The organism is uncultured Allobosea sp. (assembly GCF_945956895.1).
Taxonomy (GTDB): Bacteria; Pseudomonadota; Alphaproteobacteria; order Rhizobiales; family Beijerinckiaceae; genus Allobosea.
The window spans coordinates 1-16,035 of record NZ_CAMFJF010000064.1 but is presented as its reverse complement, the minus strand read 5'-3'; the positions used below and the strand labels follow the sequence as shown (position 1 = coordinate 16,035).

General features: G+C 65.6%; 14 protein-coding genes and 1 pseudogene. 6 read left to right on the top strand and 9 right to left on the bottom strand.

Going from position 1 to position 16,035, the window contains the following annotated elements:
* Window positions 1-62: 62 nt before the first annotated feature.
* A complete protein-coding gene (locus Q0Q02_RS20165) occupies window positions 63-1,454 on the bottom strand; it encodes a bifunctional serine/threonine-protein kinase/universal stress protein (protein WP_293812138.1) in 1,392 nt (463 codons plus the stop codon).
* Window positions 1,455-1,459: 5 nt separating this feature from the next.
* Window positions 1,460-2,200: a metallophosphoesterase gene (locus Q0Q02_RS20160; RefSeq protein ID WP_293812136.1), complete on the bottom strand. Its 741-nt coding sequence runs from the start codon at window positions 2,198-2,200 to the stop codon at window positions 1,460-1,462.
* A gap of 2 nt (window positions 2,201-2,202) precedes the next feature.
* On the opposite strand from Q0Q02_RS20160, the gene Q0Q02_RS23845 reads away from it, so the two are divergent.
* Window positions 2,203-2,463, top strand: a complete 261-nt coding sequence (locus Q0Q02_RS23845; protein WP_367275049.1) for a DUF779 domain-containing protein — start codon at window positions 2,203-2,205, stop codon at window positions 2,461-2,463.
* A 41-nt stretch (window positions 2,464-2,504) separates the two neighbouring features.
* Here the strand turns inward: Q0Q02_RS23845 and Q0Q02_RS20155 are convergent, their stop codons facing one another.
* Complete coding sequence (locus tag Q0Q02_RS20155; RefSeq protein ID WP_293812141.1) at window positions 2,505-3,365, bottom strand: LysR family transcriptional regulator; 861 nt, start codon at window positions 3,363-3,365, stop codon at window positions 2,505-2,507.
* 181 nt (window positions 3,366-3,546) lie between these two features.
* Here Q0Q02_RS20155 and Q0Q02_RS20150 point away from each other — a divergent pair, with 181 nt between their 5' ends.
* The 3 genes from Q0Q02_RS20150 to Q0Q02_RS20140 are packed head-to-tail and all read left to right on the top strand — an operon-like array spanning window position 3,547 to window position 6,700.
* A complete protein-coding gene (locus tag Q0Q02_RS20150; RefSeq protein ID WP_293812135.1) occupies window positions 3,547-4,410 on the top strand; it encodes an XdhC family protein in 864 nt (287 codons plus the stop codon).
* Entirely contained in the window at window positions 4,407-6,017 is a 1,611-nt protein-coding gene (ctaD, locus tag Q0Q02_RS20145; RefSeq protein ID WP_293812133.1) for a cytochrome c oxidase subunit I, read from the top strand. The genes Q0Q02_RS20150 and ctaD overlap by 4 nt, the downstream gene beginning before the upstream one ends.
* 41 nt (window positions 6,018-6,058) lie before the next feature.
* Window positions 6,059-6,700 carry a Tim44/TimA family putative adaptor protein gene (locus Q0Q02_RS20140; protein WP_293812131.1) on the top strand — a complete coding sequence of 214 codons (642 nt, stop codon included), beginning with the start codon at window positions 6,059-6,061 and terminating at the stop codon, window positions 6,698-6,700.
* A gap of 121 nt (window positions 6,701-6,821) precedes the next feature.
* On the opposite strand, the gene Q0Q02_RS20135 is transcribed toward Q0Q02_RS20140, so the two are convergent.
* The 6 genes from Q0Q02_RS20135 to Q0Q02_RS20110 all read right to left on the bottom strand — a co-directional run bounded on the left by Q0Q02_RS20135 (window position 6,822) and on the right by Q0Q02_RS20110 (window position 13,664).
* Window positions 6,822-7,487 (bottom strand): IS6 family transposase, encoded by a 666-nt coding sequence (locus Q0Q02_RS20135; protein ID WP_293812139.1) that lies wholly within the window; start codon window positions 7,485-7,487, stop codon window positions 6,822-6,824.
* A 140-nt stretch (window positions 7,488-7,627) separates the two neighbouring features.
* Window positions 7,628-9,259 carry an ABC transporter ATP-binding protein gene (locus Q0Q02_RS20130; protein ID WP_293812129.1) on the bottom strand — a complete coding sequence of 544 codons (1,632 nt, stop codon included), beginning with the start codon at window positions 9,257-9,259 and terminating at the stop codon, window positions 7,628-7,630.
* The gene (locus Q0Q02_RS20125) at window positions 9,256-10,086 is read right to left on the bottom strand and encodes an ABC transporter permease (RefSeq protein WP_293812127.1); all 831 of its coding nucleotides are present in this window, start codon (window positions 10,084-10,086) and stop codon (window positions 9,256-9,258) included. The genes Q0Q02_RS20130 and Q0Q02_RS20125 overlap by 4 nt, the downstream gene beginning before the upstream one ends.
* Window positions 10,087-10,089: 3 nt before the next feature.
* Window positions 10,090-11,067: an ABC transporter permease gene (locus Q0Q02_RS20120; RefSeq protein ID WP_293812125.1), complete on the bottom strand. Its 978-nt coding sequence runs from the start codon at window positions 11,065-11,067 to the stop codon at window positions 10,090-10,092.
* Between the two features lie 40 nt (window positions 11,068-11,107).
* The gene (locus Q0Q02_RS20115; RefSeq protein WP_293812123.1) at window positions 11,108-12,712 is read right to left on the bottom strand and encodes an ABC transporter substrate-binding protein; all 1,605 of its coding nucleotides are present in this window, start codon (window positions 12,710-12,712) and stop codon (window positions 11,108-11,110) included.
* Between the two features lie 100 nt (window positions 12,713-12,812).
* Complete coding sequence (locus tag Q0Q02_RS20110; RefSeq protein ID WP_293812121.1) at window positions 12,813-13,664, bottom strand: VOC family protein; 852 nt, start codon at window positions 13,662-13,664, stop codon at window positions 12,813-12,815.
* A 326-nt stretch (window positions 13,665-13,990) separates the two neighbouring features.
* Here Q0Q02_RS20110 and Q0Q02_RS20105 point away from each other — a divergent pair, with 326 nt between their 5' ends.
* Both Q0Q02_RS20105 and Q0Q02_RS20100 read left to right on the top strand, forming a co-directional pair.
* Entirely contained in the window at window positions 13,991-15,319 is a 1,329-nt protein-coding gene (locus Q0Q02_RS20105) for an FAD-binding oxidoreductase (RefSeq protein ID WP_293812119.1), read from the top strand.
* 171 nt (window positions 15,320-15,490) lie between these two features.
* Window positions 15,491-15,976: pseudogene (locus tag Q0Q02_RS20100) on the top strand (IS3 family transposase); the annotation flags it as partial.
* Between the last annotated feature and the right edge of the window lie 59 nt (window positions 15,977-16,035).

Genomic DNA, 16,035 nt, shown 5'->3' with positions numbered 1-16,035 from the left:
TGAAATGCTCCTCCTTCCTTCAGAAGAGCTCTCCAGTTTGCCGGGACAAGTCCACGTCGGGACTATGCCTGGTCCGCGGAGGCTCCGCATCGCACCACGGTGACCGAACAACCGGCCTCGGCCACGACCTTGGACGAGACGCTGCCAAGATGGCGGCGCAGGGCGGAAGCGCCGCGCGCACCGAGGACGATGTGGCCGATCTGATTATGCGCCGCGTAGTGCAGGATCGCCTCGGCGGCGCTCACCGCCTGCACGACGTGGTAACTGACCCGCTCCTCGGCGAGCCCGAGCCGACGAGCCCAGGCCTTCAGCGCAACCAGCCGCTTGATGTAGACGGAGCGGCCAGCGCTATCCGCCATGATGTCCTCCCGGAGAATTTCGGTCTTCAGGACGGTCAGGCAAGCGAGGCGTGAATCGGCGCGGGCTGCCAAAAGACGCCCGGTCTCGGCGAGCACGGCGTCGGCCAGAGGGTCGGTCCCGTCGGCGAGGTCGACGGCCGCCAGGATGAGCGCCGGACCGGCCTCCCGCCGACTGGCTGTCGAGGTGCCGGTGAGCAGATGGTCATCGCGCTTCTGGAAAGCAGCGAGGAGCCAGTCCCACCACCGGCGTGTTGGCCGGGGCTCGACGATCACCACCTGCTCAGGGTTGCGCAGGTCGAAAGCAACGCGCGCGGCATCGGCGTAACGGCGCTCGCGATCGACCTCGAGGCATTTTAGGATGATCGTCTCCAGCCAGGCCGGCACCTTCGGGTTGCGGGCAGAGGGCGGCTGCGGCGCATGATAGAGTCTTCTTTTCATGCCCGCCCGCGTCGAGGGCCAGTCGAAGGGCGGTTCGCCGGTAGCGAGCAGATACAGGATGCCTCCCAGGGCAAAGATGTCGCTCGCAGGGTCGGACCGGTCGCCCAGCACCTGCTCGGGGGCGATATAGGCGGCGGAGCCCATTGGGGCATTGCTTTCCTCCGAAAGCAGGTCCGGCAGAGCGGCATGGCGGGAGAGGCCGAAATCAAGCAGCACCGCGCCGCGGGCGGCGAGGATGATGTTCTCGGGCTTCAGGTCGAGATGTGCGACCCGTTGCTGATGCAGGCTGGTTAGGGCCGCCGCCACCTCAGCGCCAATGCGCGCGACCTCCTCGGGCGAGAGTGGCGCATTCTTGGCGATACGCGCGAGGCTTTCGCCTTCGACGAACTCCATCGCGATGTAGGGCGTATGCGCCAGGTCGCCGGAGCCGATGTAGCGGGGAACATGCGGCCCCGACAGGCGCTTCAGGATCAGTTCCTCGACCTCGTAGCCGATAACGGTCGAGACATCCTGGCCGGGACCGAGAAAGGGGATCTTGAGGACGACGGGAACTTCCACATCCGGATGACGCGCCCGCCAGAGCGAAGCCATGCCGCCGGAAGGCATTCGCGATTCCAGCGTGAAGCCGTCGATTACCTGCCCTTCGTCGAAGCGCATTCCGTTCACCGTCCGGAAACGAGCCGCGTCGCGAGAGCCGGCGGCAGCCCCGCCGCCAGCACCTTGCGGGCAGTCCTCTCGGCATCATAGGGAACGCGCCGCATGGTGACGCATCGCTGCTCCAAGTCGATGAGAGCGAAGCAGGCGGCCGAATTGCCGTCGCGGGGCTGCCCGACGGAGCCGGCGACCACAAGGTGCCTGCGCGTCGCGATCAACGGCGCGGGCTGGTCGTCGAGCGGGCGAAACGCGACGGGCGGGTGGCCGACACGAGCATAGAACATGGCCGGGACATGGGTGTGGCCGCAGATGATGAGATGCGCTCCCGTGGCATCGAAGGAGCGGGCTGCCGCTTGCGCATCCCGGACGTAGTGCCAGCGGCCGGGTGCATCGGCGCTCGCATGAACATAGAGGCGGTCCTCGTCCGCGACCGTGAGAGGCAGTCCTGCGAGGAAGGCACGATGTTCTCCCGAAAGCTGGTCACGCGTCCAATGGATGGCGTCGCGAGCGGCCTCCGTCATTCCGTGGTCCTCCTGCCGGACCGCCTGATCGTGGTTGCCCAGCACGACCTGCGCACCGCCCGCCGCGTACTGTGCCGCGACCTCCACCGCATAGGCTGGATCCGGCCCATAGCCGACGATGTCGCCCGCGATGACGATCGCGTCCGGAGCCTCCGCAGCGACAGCAGCCCGGACGGCATCGAGCGCCTCACGATTGGCATGAATGTCGGCGAGCACGGCGATGCGCATCGATAGTCCAGAGGCGAAACTCTTGCGATCTTGCCGCCGCTGAGGCGACGCTGCAACCGAGAAGGATTCTATCGCCGCGTGAGTGTAATCCGAGTGGCGATGATCTCGCTGCCTGGGAACTCGTCGCCAGGATCATCGCCGGTCACAGCCCCGTACTGTTCCCTCAATCCGGCGGCTGTTGCGGCGAGGCGCACCTCGTGCCTTATCCGGGTGGCTACTCTGCCGTCGGCAATCCCGACATCCTGCTTGGCGAGATCGGGTAGGTCACGTTCTCGATCGGCGCATCGCTATCGAAGGCCTGGAATCACACCGTCTTCACCGCATCTGCCGCGGCAATGTTGCGCAACCCGGCAAGGGCGAGGCTGACCAGTTCGTCATCGGCCCGTGCCGAGCAGACTGCATAGATCGGGTAGAGGAAACTCGGCGCATCCGCGACGAGATGCAGCCGGCCGGCCGCGATGTGTGGCGCGACGATCCGCTGGCGGAAATAGCCCGAGCCGCCGACCTCGAGGATATAGCCCAGGGCGAGCGGTCCCAGGCTGACGAACAGGCCGGGGTTGTTCTCCTCTGGGAAGCTGAGTTCGTGATGCTGGGCGAAGTCCGGGCCCCAGTCGACAAAGACGTAGTTGTCCGCCCCTGCGGTTTCGGTGTCGGCGGTGGTCGAGACCAGCACCAGCTTCTCCTCGAGCAGCAGTTCGACGCGCGCGCCCGGCCGGTGCTGCGGTTGATACATCACGGCGATGTCGAGTGCGCCGGTCGAAACCTGATGGGTCAGGCTTTCGGGCAGGCCGACCTCGACGCGCAGCGCGATGTCGGGCGCGGCCCGGCGCATCCAGCGCAGCCAGTCCATCAGCCAGGGGTGCCAGAGGCTGAGCTCGCCGCCGATGCTCAGCATCGCCCGTCGCCCCGGAGGAACGGCAACCTGGTGCCGCGCCCGCTGCCAGAGCTGCACGAACATCGGCGCGTAACGCAGGAACTGCTCGCCCGCGGACGTCAGCGATGCACCGTTCTTGTTGCGGATGAATAACGGTCTCCCGAGCTGGGCTTCGAGCGCCTTGACGCGTGCGCTGACAGCGGTCTGGCTGACATTGAGCTGCTCGGCGGCGCGCACGAAGCTGCGCATCCGCACGATCTCCAGGAAGGTTCGGGCCAGCTCGATATCCATGCGCAGCGCCTCCAAGGTCTTTGTAGCATTATTTCTGCATTCAAGCCGCCATTAAATTCGATTGTTCGCTTTTTCTAAAAGCGCAAGATGGCGGAGTTGGGCACCGCCATCGTCCATGCGGAGCAGCTGATCGGCAGGATCCCCTGAGCATGGCGGCCCCAGTCTTCTGGGATAGGATGCCATGGGCGTGCGCCCCGCCGATTTTACCGGAACGGATATCCTCCAGCTGGCCGCCGAACTATCTGCTGCCGGCCGTGCGTTCGCGCTCGGTGTCGTCGTCGAAGCGCAAGGCTCCAGCGCAGGCCGCGCTGGCGCGAAGGCGCTGTTCGATGTCCAGGGCGAAGTCATCGCCGGGTGGGTTGGCGGCGGCTGCGCCGAATCCACGGTCGCCCATGCCGCGGTCGAAGCCTGTGCGACCGGTGTACCGCAACTCGTCGAGGTCGATCTCGACAGCGAGGTGCTCGGCGCGGGCATGCCTTGTGGCGGCCGGATGCGGGTCTATGTCGAGCCAGTCCTGCCGCGACCTGCGCTCTGGATACTGGGGCATGGCCGCGTCGCCGAGTGCCTGTGCCACTTCGGCGCCCTATTGGGGTTCACGGTCATCGTCGATGACACTGCGGCCGTTGCGGAACGGTTTCCCGAGGCCGCCCACATCATCGCCGACGATCCCGACTATACGGCCGTGACGCCGGCCGCTGGTGATTTCGCGGTCGTCGCGACGCAGCACCGCGGCGACCATGAATCGCTTCGCCGTCTGCTTTCGAGCGAGGTCGGCCATATCGCGTTGATCGCTAGCCGCAAGCGTGCCGGGCTGGTGCTGGCCCATCTGCGCAAGGCTGGCTTCGACCGCCAGGCGCTCGACCGAATCCGCGCCCCGGCCGGGCTCGCCCTGGGCGCTCGCACGCCTGAAGAAATCGCATTGTCGGTCATCGCGGAGATCGTGCTCGTCCGCCGTAGCCGCACCGACCGGGAAGCGGCGCCGCAGCCGGGAGATCTGGCCGCGACACGGGCCGAGCCACTGCGCCTCGTAGGGAGAATGAGATGACAGCTCACGTCGAAACCGCCGACCACAGGCCCGGCTTTTTGACCCGCTGGTTCCTGTCGACCAACCACAAGGACATCGGCACGCTCTACCTGATCTTCTCCTGCTGCGCCGGGGTGCTGGGCACGGCTCTGTCGGTCGCCATGCGGATGGAACTTCAGCAGCCCGGCATGCAGATCTTCTCCAGCGCCGCAGTGTTCAACGTGTTCGTCAGCGCTCACGGCCTGATTATGATCTTCTTCGTGATCATGCCGGCACTCATCGGTGGTTTCGGCAACTGGATGGTGCCGCTGATGATCGGCGCGCCGGACATGGCCTTCCCGCGCATGAACAACATCTCGTTCTGGCTGACGGTCGCCGCCTTCATCCTGATGATCATCTCTATGTTCGTCGAGGGTGCGCCGGGCGCCAAGGGCGTCGGCACGGGCTGGACGGTCTATCCGCCGTTCTCCACGGCCGGCCATCCCGGCCCGTCGGTCGATTTCGGCATCCTGTCGCTGCACCTTGCCGGTGCCGCCTCGATCCTGGGCGCGATCAACTTCATCACCACGATCCTGAACATGCGCGCGCCCGGCATGACCCTGCATAGGATGCCGCTCTTCGCCTGGGCCATGCTCGTAACCGCCTTCATGCTGCTCTTCGCGCTCCCCGTTTTGGCGGGTGCGATCACCATGCTACTGACCGACCGCAATTTCGGCACGACCTTCTTCGATCCGGCTGGCGGCGGCGATCCGATCCTGTACCAGCACCTGTTCTGGTTCTTCGGGCACCCTGAAGTCTACATCATGATCCTGCCGGCCTTCGGCATCGTCAGCCATGTCGTCTCGACTTTCTCGAAGAAGCCGATCTTCGGCTATCTCGGCATGGCCTATGCCATCGTCGCGATTGGCCTGATCGGCTTCATCGTCTGGGCGCACCACATGTATACCGCTGGCCTGTCGCTCAACACGCAGCGCTATTTCGCCTTCGCCTCGATGGTGATCGCGGTGCCGACCGGCATCAAGATCTTCTCCTGGCTCGCGACGATGTGGGGCGGCTCGATCAGCTTCCGCGTTCCGATGCTCTGGGCGATGGGCTTCATCATCCTGTTCACCATCGGCGGCGTCACCGGCGTGGTGCTGGCCAATGTCGGCATCGACCGCGTCCTGCACAACACCTATTACGTCATTGCCCATTTTCACTACGTGCTGTCGCTCGGCGCGGTGTTCGGCATCTTCGCGGGCTTCTACTACTGGTTCCCGAAGATGAGCGGCTACCTGACCAACGAAGGGCTGGGGCGGCTGCATTTCGTCATGATGTTCGTCGGCGTGAACATGGTGTTCTTCCCACAGCATTTCCTTGGGCTCGCCGGGATGCCGCGCCATTACGCCGATTATCCGGATGCCTACGCAGGCTGGAATTTCATCTCCTCGATCGGCTCCTATATCTCGGCGGCGAGCCTGCTGGTCTTCTTCGCGATGGTCGGAGAGGCGTTCTGGCGCAAGCGTCCGGCGGGCGACAATCCATGGGGCGAAGGTGCGACGACGCTGGAATGGACCCTGTCCTCGCCGCCGCCTTTCCATCAGTTCGAGACGCTGCCGCGCATCGTCGGCACGGAGCATGAGGCCTGAAGCGCCGGGAAGCGGAACGGAACTAGGACAGGGAGGTCATCATGCCGCATGAAACCGACAGCACCGGGCTGACCACGCTCTTCTGGCTGTTCTGCGTCTACTGGAACCTCGTCTGGTTCACACAGCAATTAACCTCGCTCGGGCAGGCCGGGAACCTGGAGCCGACGGAGCAAGCTGCAGACGATCAGGCGACACGGAAACCCAAGCTGCCTGCCCTGTCCGCGATCGCCTCGCGCACAGCCGCCGCGATGCGCGAGATCTTGCAGCGAGACGGCACGACATCGGTCGAGGCTTTCGTCGGAAAGGCGCTCGCCACTTATGAAGCGGTCGTTTCAGCCTTCGACGCCGGGGATCGGGATGCCTTGAGCCGCTGGCTCTCGCCCGAGGTCTACGATGCCTTCAGCAAGACCATCGGCGAGCGCGAGGAGGCCGGGGAAGAGATGGTTGAAACCTTGTTCTCGCGTATCGAGCCCGAGATTGTCGAAGCCCGAGTGGAAGAGGAGCGGATGGAGGTGTCGATCCGTTTCACCAGCGAATCCTTCAAGCTGCCGCGCCGCCCCGTGAGCCTGTTCTTCCGCAATGTCTCGACACCGTTACGCAACGTCGGCATCTGGACGTTCGCGCGCAACCCGGCCGTGCCGGATGATCTCTGGCGGGTCGTGGCGACGCAGACGGAGGAATGATGATCGGTGTGACGACGAGGAGCCGCGCGGCTATGCCTCGCCGCCCTGCTTCATGCGGGAGGTCGATCCCGCTTATTTCGGTTCTGTCGCAAATTTCGTATCGGGCCGGAGAAGACGATCTTCAGGCAGCGACGGCCTCGAACTGTTCCTTCAGCGTCGGAGTGGGATTCAAGGCTAAGCGTCCTTGGCGCTTGCGCATCATGTGAACCATCTCGATGCCCGCCAGCGTGATCGTCGCTGAGCCAAACGACTTGAACTCCAGCATTGGCCGAGCCCGTCGCTTGATCCGCCGATGATCCTGCTCGATCCGGTTGTTGAGGTATTGACTCTGCCGGATCCCGATCCACTTCAGCGGTCGTCGAGACCGATCCCGCAGCCGGCTTTCGGTGTCACAGGCGATGTTTGCCTCCCGGTTGGTCTGGCTGCCATCAATCACGATACGATCAGGCCGGGCATGGCGCGCGAGCGCCTTGCGCAGAACGCGTTTAGCCGCCGGCAGGTCGCAGTGTTCGCTGAACCAGAACTCCACCGTGTCACCGAGGCTGACGATGGCGCGGTACTGATACATCCAGCGACCCCGGGCCTTGATGTAGGTTTCGTCGACATGCCATTTGCCGGTGACGGCGCGCTTGCGCCGGTTGAAGCGCTCGAGCAGCCGCGGCGAAAGGTGCACGACCCAGCGATGGATCGTCGAACGGTCGACGCTGATCCCGCGTTCGGCCAGCATCTCCTCCAGGTCGCGCAGACTCAGGCTGTAGGCCAGGTACCAGCGGACGCACAGCAGGATCGCCGAGCGGTCAAAATGGCGGCCTTTGAACCTGGAACAGCTCCCGAAAACGCAGCCGTCGTCATGCTACAGCGAACCTTGATCAGAAGTTTGCGACAGAACCCCCCGGTTCTCTGCGAACCGTGCTCGCCGCGGGTAGATCAAAGCACTGCCTTTTGAGCGAGTCCCTGTTTCGCTCCGAATTCACGGCCCGGAATCGAGGCGAGCAGTGCCTGGGTATAGGCGTGCTGCGGCTGGCCAAAGACCGTGCCGATCGGCCCTGACTCCACCACCTCGCCGCTCTTCATCACCGCGACGAGATCGCAGACCTGCGCCGCGACGCGAAGGTCATGCGTGATGAAGACGATCGACAAGCCCAGGCGCTCGCGCAGGTCGCCCAGCAGCTTCAGCACCTGCGCCTGCACCGACACGTCGAGCGCCGAGACCGGCTCGTCGGCGACCAGCACCGCCGGCTCCAGCGCCAGCGCCCGGGCGAGGCCGATGCGCTGGCGCTGGCCGCCCGAGAATTCGTGCGGGTAGCGTTCGGTCGCCGCCGGGTCGAGCCCGACCAGCCCGAACAGTTCCTTCGCCCGGATCAGAGCCTGCGGCCGTGCCATGCCATGCACGATCAGCCCCTGCGCCACTGCTTCGCCGGCCTTGCGGCGCGGATTCAGCGAGGCGAACGGGTCCTGGAACACCATCTGGATATGGCGCGTTGCCGAGCGCATCTCCTCGCGGCTCAGGCTGGCGAGGTCGATGCCGTTCAGGCGGATCTCGCCGCTTTCGGGATCGATCAAGCGAACGAGGCAGCGCGCCAGCGTCGACTTGCCCGAGCCGGACTCGCCGACGATGCCGAGCGTCGCGCCTTTGGGCAGGACCAGCGAGACATCCTTGACCGCATGGGTGACGCGCTGGCCGCGGCCGAGGAAGCCGCCGGTGCGATAAGTCTTCGAGACATGCTCCATCGTCAGGATCGGCTCGGTGGACAGCGTCCGCCCGGGCGGTGCGTTGAGCGGCGGCACCGCGGCGATCAGTTGCCTGGTATAGGCGTGCTGCGGGTTGCCGAGCACGGCCGCGGTCTCGCCAGCTTCGACGACCTGGCCCTTGCTCATCACCGCAACGCGGTCGGCGATCTCGGCGACCACACCGAAATCATGGGTGATGAACAGGACAGCCGTTCCCTTGCGGCGCTGCAGGTCGCGGATGAGCTTGAGGATCTGCGCCTGGGTGGTGACGTCGAGCGCCGTCGTCGGCTCGTCGGCGATGAGCACCTTTGGATCGAGCGCGAGTGCCATCGCGATCATGGCGCGCTGACGCTGCCCACCCGAGAGCTCGTGCGGATAGGCCTTGAAGGCGAGCGCCGGATCGGGGATGCGCACTTCCTCGAGCAGCGCGAGCGTGCGGGCCTTGATCTCGGCCGCCGACAATTCAGTGTGCAGCTCGAACATCTCACCGATCTGGTCGCCGATGCTGCGCAGCGGATTGAGCGCCGTCATCGGCTCCTGGAAGATCATGGCGATGCCAGCGCCGCGCACCCTGCGCATCTCGGCCTCGCCGAGCGCGCAGAGATCGCGTCCCTCGAACAGAATGCGGCCGCCGTCGATGGTGACCCCGCCAGGCAGGAGCCGCATAATGGCGTTGGCCGTCATCGACTTACCCGAGCCGGATTCGCCGACGACGCAGAGGATCTCATTCGCCGCCAGTGCGAGCGAGACGTGGGCCATGGCGTGCGAGCGGTCGCCACCAGCCGGCAGCTTCACGCTGACATCGTCGAGGACGAGGATCGGGCTCATCGGCTCTTCAGCCTCGGATTGAGGGCGTCATTGAGCCCTTGCCCGACCAGCGAGACGGCGAGCACGGTGATGAGGATGGCGATGCCGGGAATGGCCGAGACATACCATTGCACGCGCAGCACGTCGCGGCCGGCGCCGATCAGATTGCCCCAGGAGGCGACGTTCGGGTCGGAGAGCTTGAGGAAGGCGAGCGCGCTTTCGAGCAGGATCGCGATCGCCATCACGACGCTGGCATAGACGATCACCGGCGGCAGCGCGTTCGGCAGGATCTCGCCGAAGATCAGCCGGGCATCCTTGAGGCCGAGCGTGCGCCCGGCCTGCACGAATTCACGATTGCGCAGCGAGAGGAACTCGGCCCGCGTCAACCGCGCCGAGGCCGGCCAGGAGACGATGCCGATCGCGACCGTCACGGTGGTGATGGTCGAACCGAAGACCGCCACCAGCACCAGCAGCAGCAGGAAGTTCGGCAGGGTCTGGAACGCCTCGGTGACGCGCATCAGCGCAGTGTCGACCCAGCTTCCGTAATATCCGGCGAGAGCGCCGATCGTGATGCCGATCATCACCGAGATCACCGTCGCGACGCCGCCGATCAGCAGCGAGATGCGCGCGCCATGGAAGATCTGGGCGGCGATGTCGCGGCCGGAATTGTCGGTGCCGAGCAGGAAACGCGGATTGCTGAACGGCCAGATCAGGGGCCGCCCGGCAAGTGCCAGCGGGTCGCGCGGGTAGAGCAAGTCGGCGCTCGCGGCCATGGCGAGGATGAGGATGAGCAGCAGGAGGCCGATGACGGCGGCGGGGCTGCGGAAATAGAGCTTCAACAGGTCCATGGCTCAATTCCCCGCCGTGATGCGCGGATCGAGCCGGGCATAGAGCAGGTCGACGATGAAGTTGACCGCGATCACCAGCAGCGCCGAGACGAAGATGATGCCGAGCAGCGTGTTGAGGTCGCGCTGGATCACCGATTCATAGGCGAGGCGTCCAAGCCCCGGCAGCGAGAACACGCTTTCAACCACGACCGAGCCGCCGAGCATGGTGCCGGCCTGCAGGCCGATCAGAGTTACCATCGGCAGGAGCGCGTTGCGCAGCACATGCCGCACCACGACACGCGTCTCGTCCATCCCCTTCGAACGCGCGGTGCGAACGAAATCGAGATTGAGCACCTCGAGCATCGAGCCGCGCATGATCCGCAGATAGATCGCCATGTAGAACAGGCCGAGCGTCAGCGTCGGCAGGACGAGGTGCAGGGCGATGTCGAATGTACGCCGCAAGCCGGTGTAGCTGACGGTGATGTCCTCGAAGCCGCCTGCCGGTAGCCATTGCAGGTAGATCGAGAAGACGACGATCGCCATCAGCCCGAACCAGAAGGTCGGCATCGCATAGAACATCAGGCCTAGGGTGGAGATCAGCGTATCCGGCCATTTGTTGACGCCGCGCGCCGCGACGACGCCCAGGATCAGCCCGAAGAAGAAGGCGAAGGAGAGCGAGGCGGTCATCAGCAGGATGGTCGCTGGCAACCGCTCGGCGATCACCGTCGCCACCGGCTTGCCGTAGATCGCGGAGAAGCCGAGATCGAGCCGGACCAGCCGCCAGAGATAATTGCCGAGCTGGGCCCAGACCGAGAGGTCGAGCCCGTAGAACTCGCGCAGCTGCCTGGCGGTTGCGGCATCGCCGCCGCCCATCTGCGCCATCAGCGCATCGACCGTATCGCCCGGCGCGAGCTGCAGCAGCAGGAAGACCCCGATCAGGATCAGGATCAGGGTCGGGATCGAGGCGGCAAGACGCCGCCCCGCAAGAGTCAGGACACGCATGGGTATCGGCCGGGTTCGGCTGCGGGGGTGAGCGAAGAGGTCACTCCGCCAGCCACAGATCGTGCCAGGAAGAGGAGCCCCAGCGCGGCGTGTTGGAGTGGTTGCGGGCCTTGGCGGTGATCGCGGTCAGGAAGATCTGCTCGATCGGCGTCCAGATCGGCAGCTCGGTGTTGGCGCGCCGCACGAAGTCGCCATAGAGCGCCTTGCGCTTGGCCGCATCGACCTCGGTTGCCGCATCGTCGATAATCTTGTCGATGGTCGGGTCGGTCCAGTCCCACTGGTTGGTCCAGGGCGCCCCCTTGGGCTGGCCGGAGCGATACCACACCGTGGTCGAGACGGCCGGGTCGTTGCGGTACTGGTGCCAGCCGGTGGCAAGGTCGAAGGCGTGGTCGTCATAGACCTGCTTCAGATAGCCGCCGCCATCGGTGCGGACGATGTCGATCTTGATGCCGACATCGGCGAGCGACTGCTGGATGAAGGTGGCGAACAGTGAAACGTCCTCGCCCCAGGGCGCCGGCAGCAGCCGCAGCGAGAAGCGCGTCCCGCCCGCACCGGGCTTGAAGCCGGCCTCGTCGAGCAGCTTGGCGGCGAGCTTCTTGTCGAACGGATACTGCGGGCCGTTGTCGGCCGGGTAGAAGTCGGCCGAGACCGAGGGGATCGGCCCGGTGCCGCGCTTGGCGAAGTCGCCGAGGAAGTTCTCGATGAAGAACGGAATGTCGAGCGCATGCGCGATGGCACGCCTGACGCGGATATCGGCGAGTTCCTTGCGGCGGAAATTGAACTCGATCGTGTTGGTGCGGGCGTTGCCCTCATTGCCCTTGGTCGAGACGATGAAGCGCGGGTCCTTGCCGAGGCGGGCCGAGTCCGAGATCGTCAGGCCCGAGAAGCCGCTGTAATGGATCTGCCCGGCCTCCATCTGGGCGGCGGCGGCGGCGCGGTCGGTGACCACGCGCCAGACGATCCGATCGAGATAGGGCGCATTGGCGCGCCAGTAGTTCGGGTTGCGCTCGGCGATGACGTGCTGGCCGCGTTCATACTGCACGAACTTGAACGGGCCGGTGCCGACCGGCGCGAGATTGACCGGGTTCTGGCGGATGTCGCCTTTGCCCTCGTAGAGATGGCGCGGCGAGACATAGCCGAGATCGGGCAGCGCGCGCAGCAACAGATTGAGCGGCATCGGGCGCTCATAGCGGAACACCGCCGTCAGCGGGTCTGGCGTGTCGACCGCGGTGAGGAAGAGCTGCAGCGTCGAGCCGTAGTTCAGGATCTTCTTCCACATCTCCATCGCCGTGTACTGCACGTCGGCGGAGGTGAAGGGCTTGCCGTCATGCCAGGTCACGCCGGGGCGCAGCTTGAAGGTGATGGTCCTGCCGTCGGGCGCGGCCTCCCAGCTCTCGGCGAGCACGCCAACGGGCTGGCCCTTCGCGTCGAGATCGACCAGCTGCTCCTGGATCTTGCCGCCGATGATATAGACGCCGGTCGAGGCCTGGAGGCTGGGGTTCAGCTGGCGCTGCTCGGCGCCGTAGTGGACGGTGAAGACACCGCCCTTGCGCGGCGTTTCCTGGCCGAAGGAGCGCATAGGGAACAGCACGCTGGAGGCAATGGCGGCGCTGGTCATCAGCGCGGCGCGGCGGGTCATATCCATGGATGATCTCCTTGGGCCGGCGTGCAGGCTAGGCACGATGCTGTCGTCACAAGGCCCCGTCAATGCGGCGAGGCCGGTCTCGGAAATGGGAAAAGCTGCACTACTGCGGCAGGAAGCTCACGATCAGGCCATTGGCGGAGGCCGCGGGGACGCTGAGCGCCGCGCCATGGCGGACGCCGGCGGGGCCGAGCGCCTTGGCAGCGCCATCGAGATTCGTGCTCGCCAGCACGATCGCCACGGCTCCGGCAGGCCCCGCGCCGACCCGCACCGTATCCGGATAGCGCCGGGCGAGGCCGGCTGCGTCGTAGAACAGGAAATCGGCGCGCTTGCCGCCGGACGGCACCAGCCAGGAATCGTCCTGTTGCCTCGCCGGCTCGTCGATCAGCCGGCTCAGATGCTCGGCCGCAGCCTTCGGGTCGGCGGCAAGCACCTCGACGCGGATGATGCGGCTCGCGCCGTTGGTGTGGCTCTGCAGCTCGGGAATCCACACTGTATCGCGCGTCAGGTGCTGGCAGGCGAAGATGCGCAGGCTGCCGGGGTTCTCGTCGAGCGGCCAGCGGAACACGTTGAACTTCGCCTCGCCCGTGCCGCCATTCGGGAGGTCGACCGGACGGCCGAAATGGACCGGGCCGAGCGGTTCGAGGCCGCGGCTTTCGAGTTCGGCCGCACCGGCGGCTGCGTCATCGGTGGTGAAGGCGGCCCGCTCGATGCCTTCGCGCTCCTTGAGGAAGTCGCGGGTCGGCTTGTTGTGCTCGGTCTCGGCGAGGATGCCGAGCAGCTCGACATAGTCGTCTGCGAACATGATCGTGTAGTTGCCGCTGCCGAGAATGGGCGAATGCGTGCCGCGCGGTGAGACGGTGAAGCCGAGGCTCTGCCATTGCCGGGCCGAGGCGTCGAGGTCGCGAACCGTCACCACGACATGGTCGAGACCGAGAATATGCTTGAGCGGCATGATGCCCCCTTATGACCAGAACCCAACGGAAGGAGAGTTCATCCGAACGGAGGTTGGGGCGCAACCGCCCCGGGATGACGATTCCAGCAGCCCCCACTGCGCGGCAGACATAGCGCCGGGAGAATAGAGCTTTCAAGGAAATGAGAACAGAAGCCGAAGTTCGGCAGAATCCGTTCGTTTCAGTCAAGAAATATAGACAGTTATTCTCTGCCGGATGAATGTCCGGGAACGACCTACTTGCAGGGCGGCGGTCATGGCGGCAAGGATGCGGGAGCTCCCGCGATGCGGAGGCTCGTTGATTTGCCGCTAGCCGAAAGACGCCGCTGATGACCGCCCCCTCTTCCGTCGCCTGGCCTCCCTCACTCTGGGCAGCGACGGCTCAGCCCGGTCCCGTGCTCGGGACGCTTGAAGGTGCAGTTGATAGCGATGTCGTGGTGATCGGCGCCGGCTTCACCGGCCTGTCGACCGCGATCCATCTGCGCGAGAGCGGGGTCGGCGTTACCATCCTGGAAGCCGCCGAACCGGGCTGGGGTGCTTCCGGGCGCAATAACGGCCAGGTCATTCCGACGCTGGCCGGCCATGATCCTTCCGCAATGGTCGCCCGACATGGCGAGGCTGGCGAGCGCTTCAACGCCGTGCTGCGCGACAGTGCGCAGTATCTCTTCGATCTTGTGCGCAAATACGAGATCCCAGCCGAAGCCGAGCAGGCGGGCTGGGTCCAGCCGGTGCATTCGCCCGGCCGCTTCAAGTTGGCTGAAAAGCGCGTCAGGGAATGGTCGGCGATCGGCGCGCCGGTCGAATTGCTCGACCGTGGTGCAACAGCGGAGATGCTCGGCTCGAACGCCTGGTTCGGCGGCTTCTGGAACCGCACCGGCGGCCATATCAACCCGCTCGCCCTGAGCCGCGGCCTCGCCGAGGTCGCGCTCAGGCTCGGAGCGACCATCCATGCGCGCTCGCCCGCCGTGAGCATGACGCACCAGAATGGCCGCTGGGTGGTGACGACGGCAAAGGGGTCGGTGACCGCGCGCGCGCTCGTGTTGGCGACCAATGCCTACACCGGCGAGTTCGAGCGCAATCTTGCTCCGGAGATCGCGAGTGAGGTCATCCCCGTCCTGTCCTGGCAGATGGCGACCAAGCCGGTCAGCGACAACATTGCCAAGACCGTCATTCCCGCCCGGCAGGCGATGTCGGACACGCATCGCGAGCTGTATTTCGCCCGCTGGGACGCGCGAAACCGTCTGGTCACCGGCGGCGCCGCGATTCTGCCGGGCCCCTCCGGCGCCAACCTTCGCCCGACGGTCGCTGCGCGGCTCAAGCGGCTCTGGCCGCAGCTCGGCGAGGTTGAATTCGACTATGTCTGGTCCGGCTATGTCGGGATGACCCCCGACAACCTGCTGCAGCCGCAGGTACCGGGCTACCCGCGTATCCACCAGCTCGGACCGAACGGCTTCGGCTGGGTCGGCTGCAACGGCCGCGCCGTCGCGCTGTCGATCTCGCTCGGCCGCGAACTGGCGAAGGCGACGCAAGGGACGGCGCCGGAGACGCTGGGCCTGCCGCTCTCGGCACCGAAGGCACAGCCCTTCCAAAGCCTGATTCGCCGCATCGCGCCGCTGGCGCTGCCGCTTTACCGCCGGCTGGATGCGCAGGAGATCTAGGATTTCGCGTTGCCTCGGCCGCCAAGTGCCTAGTGGACTTGTCCCGGCAAACTGGAGAGCTCTTCTGAAGGAAGGAGGAGCATTTCATGGGCAAGCGGCAACGCCGGCTGGGGAAGGAATTCGAGGCGGAGGCCGTTCGTCTGGTTGAGACGAGCGGCCGCACCCAGCGTGAAATCGCCGAAGCGGCGGTTCAAGCGCGCCACCGACAGCCCGCATACCTTTCCGGTCGCCCCGAACCTCCTCGACCAGGACTTCGCCGCGGCCGGCCCGAACCAGAAATGGGGCGCTGATATCTCCTGCGTCTGGACGCGCGAGGGCTGGCTGTACCTGGCCGTCGTCATCGACCTCTTCGCCCGGCGTGTCGTCGGCTGGGCAACCGGCGACAGGCTCCCCAAGGAACTGGCATTGTCGGCCTTGCGCCGGGCCATTGCCGTGCGGCGTCCTGCCGCCGGGCTGATCCACCACGCGGACCGCGGCAGCCAATACTGCTCCCTCGACGACCAGGCGGAACTGAGGAAGCACGGCGTCCTGGTCTCGATGTCGGGCAAGGCAAACTGCTTCGACGACGCCATGGTCGAGACGTTCTTCAAGACGCTCAAGAGCGAACTCGTCTGGCGCACCGTCTTCCAGACCCGCGCCGAGGCGACCACCGCAATCGGCCGCTAGGCTCAGGACCTATTAAATAGGTTGCGTGGTTGGGCGCTGATTGATTCCAT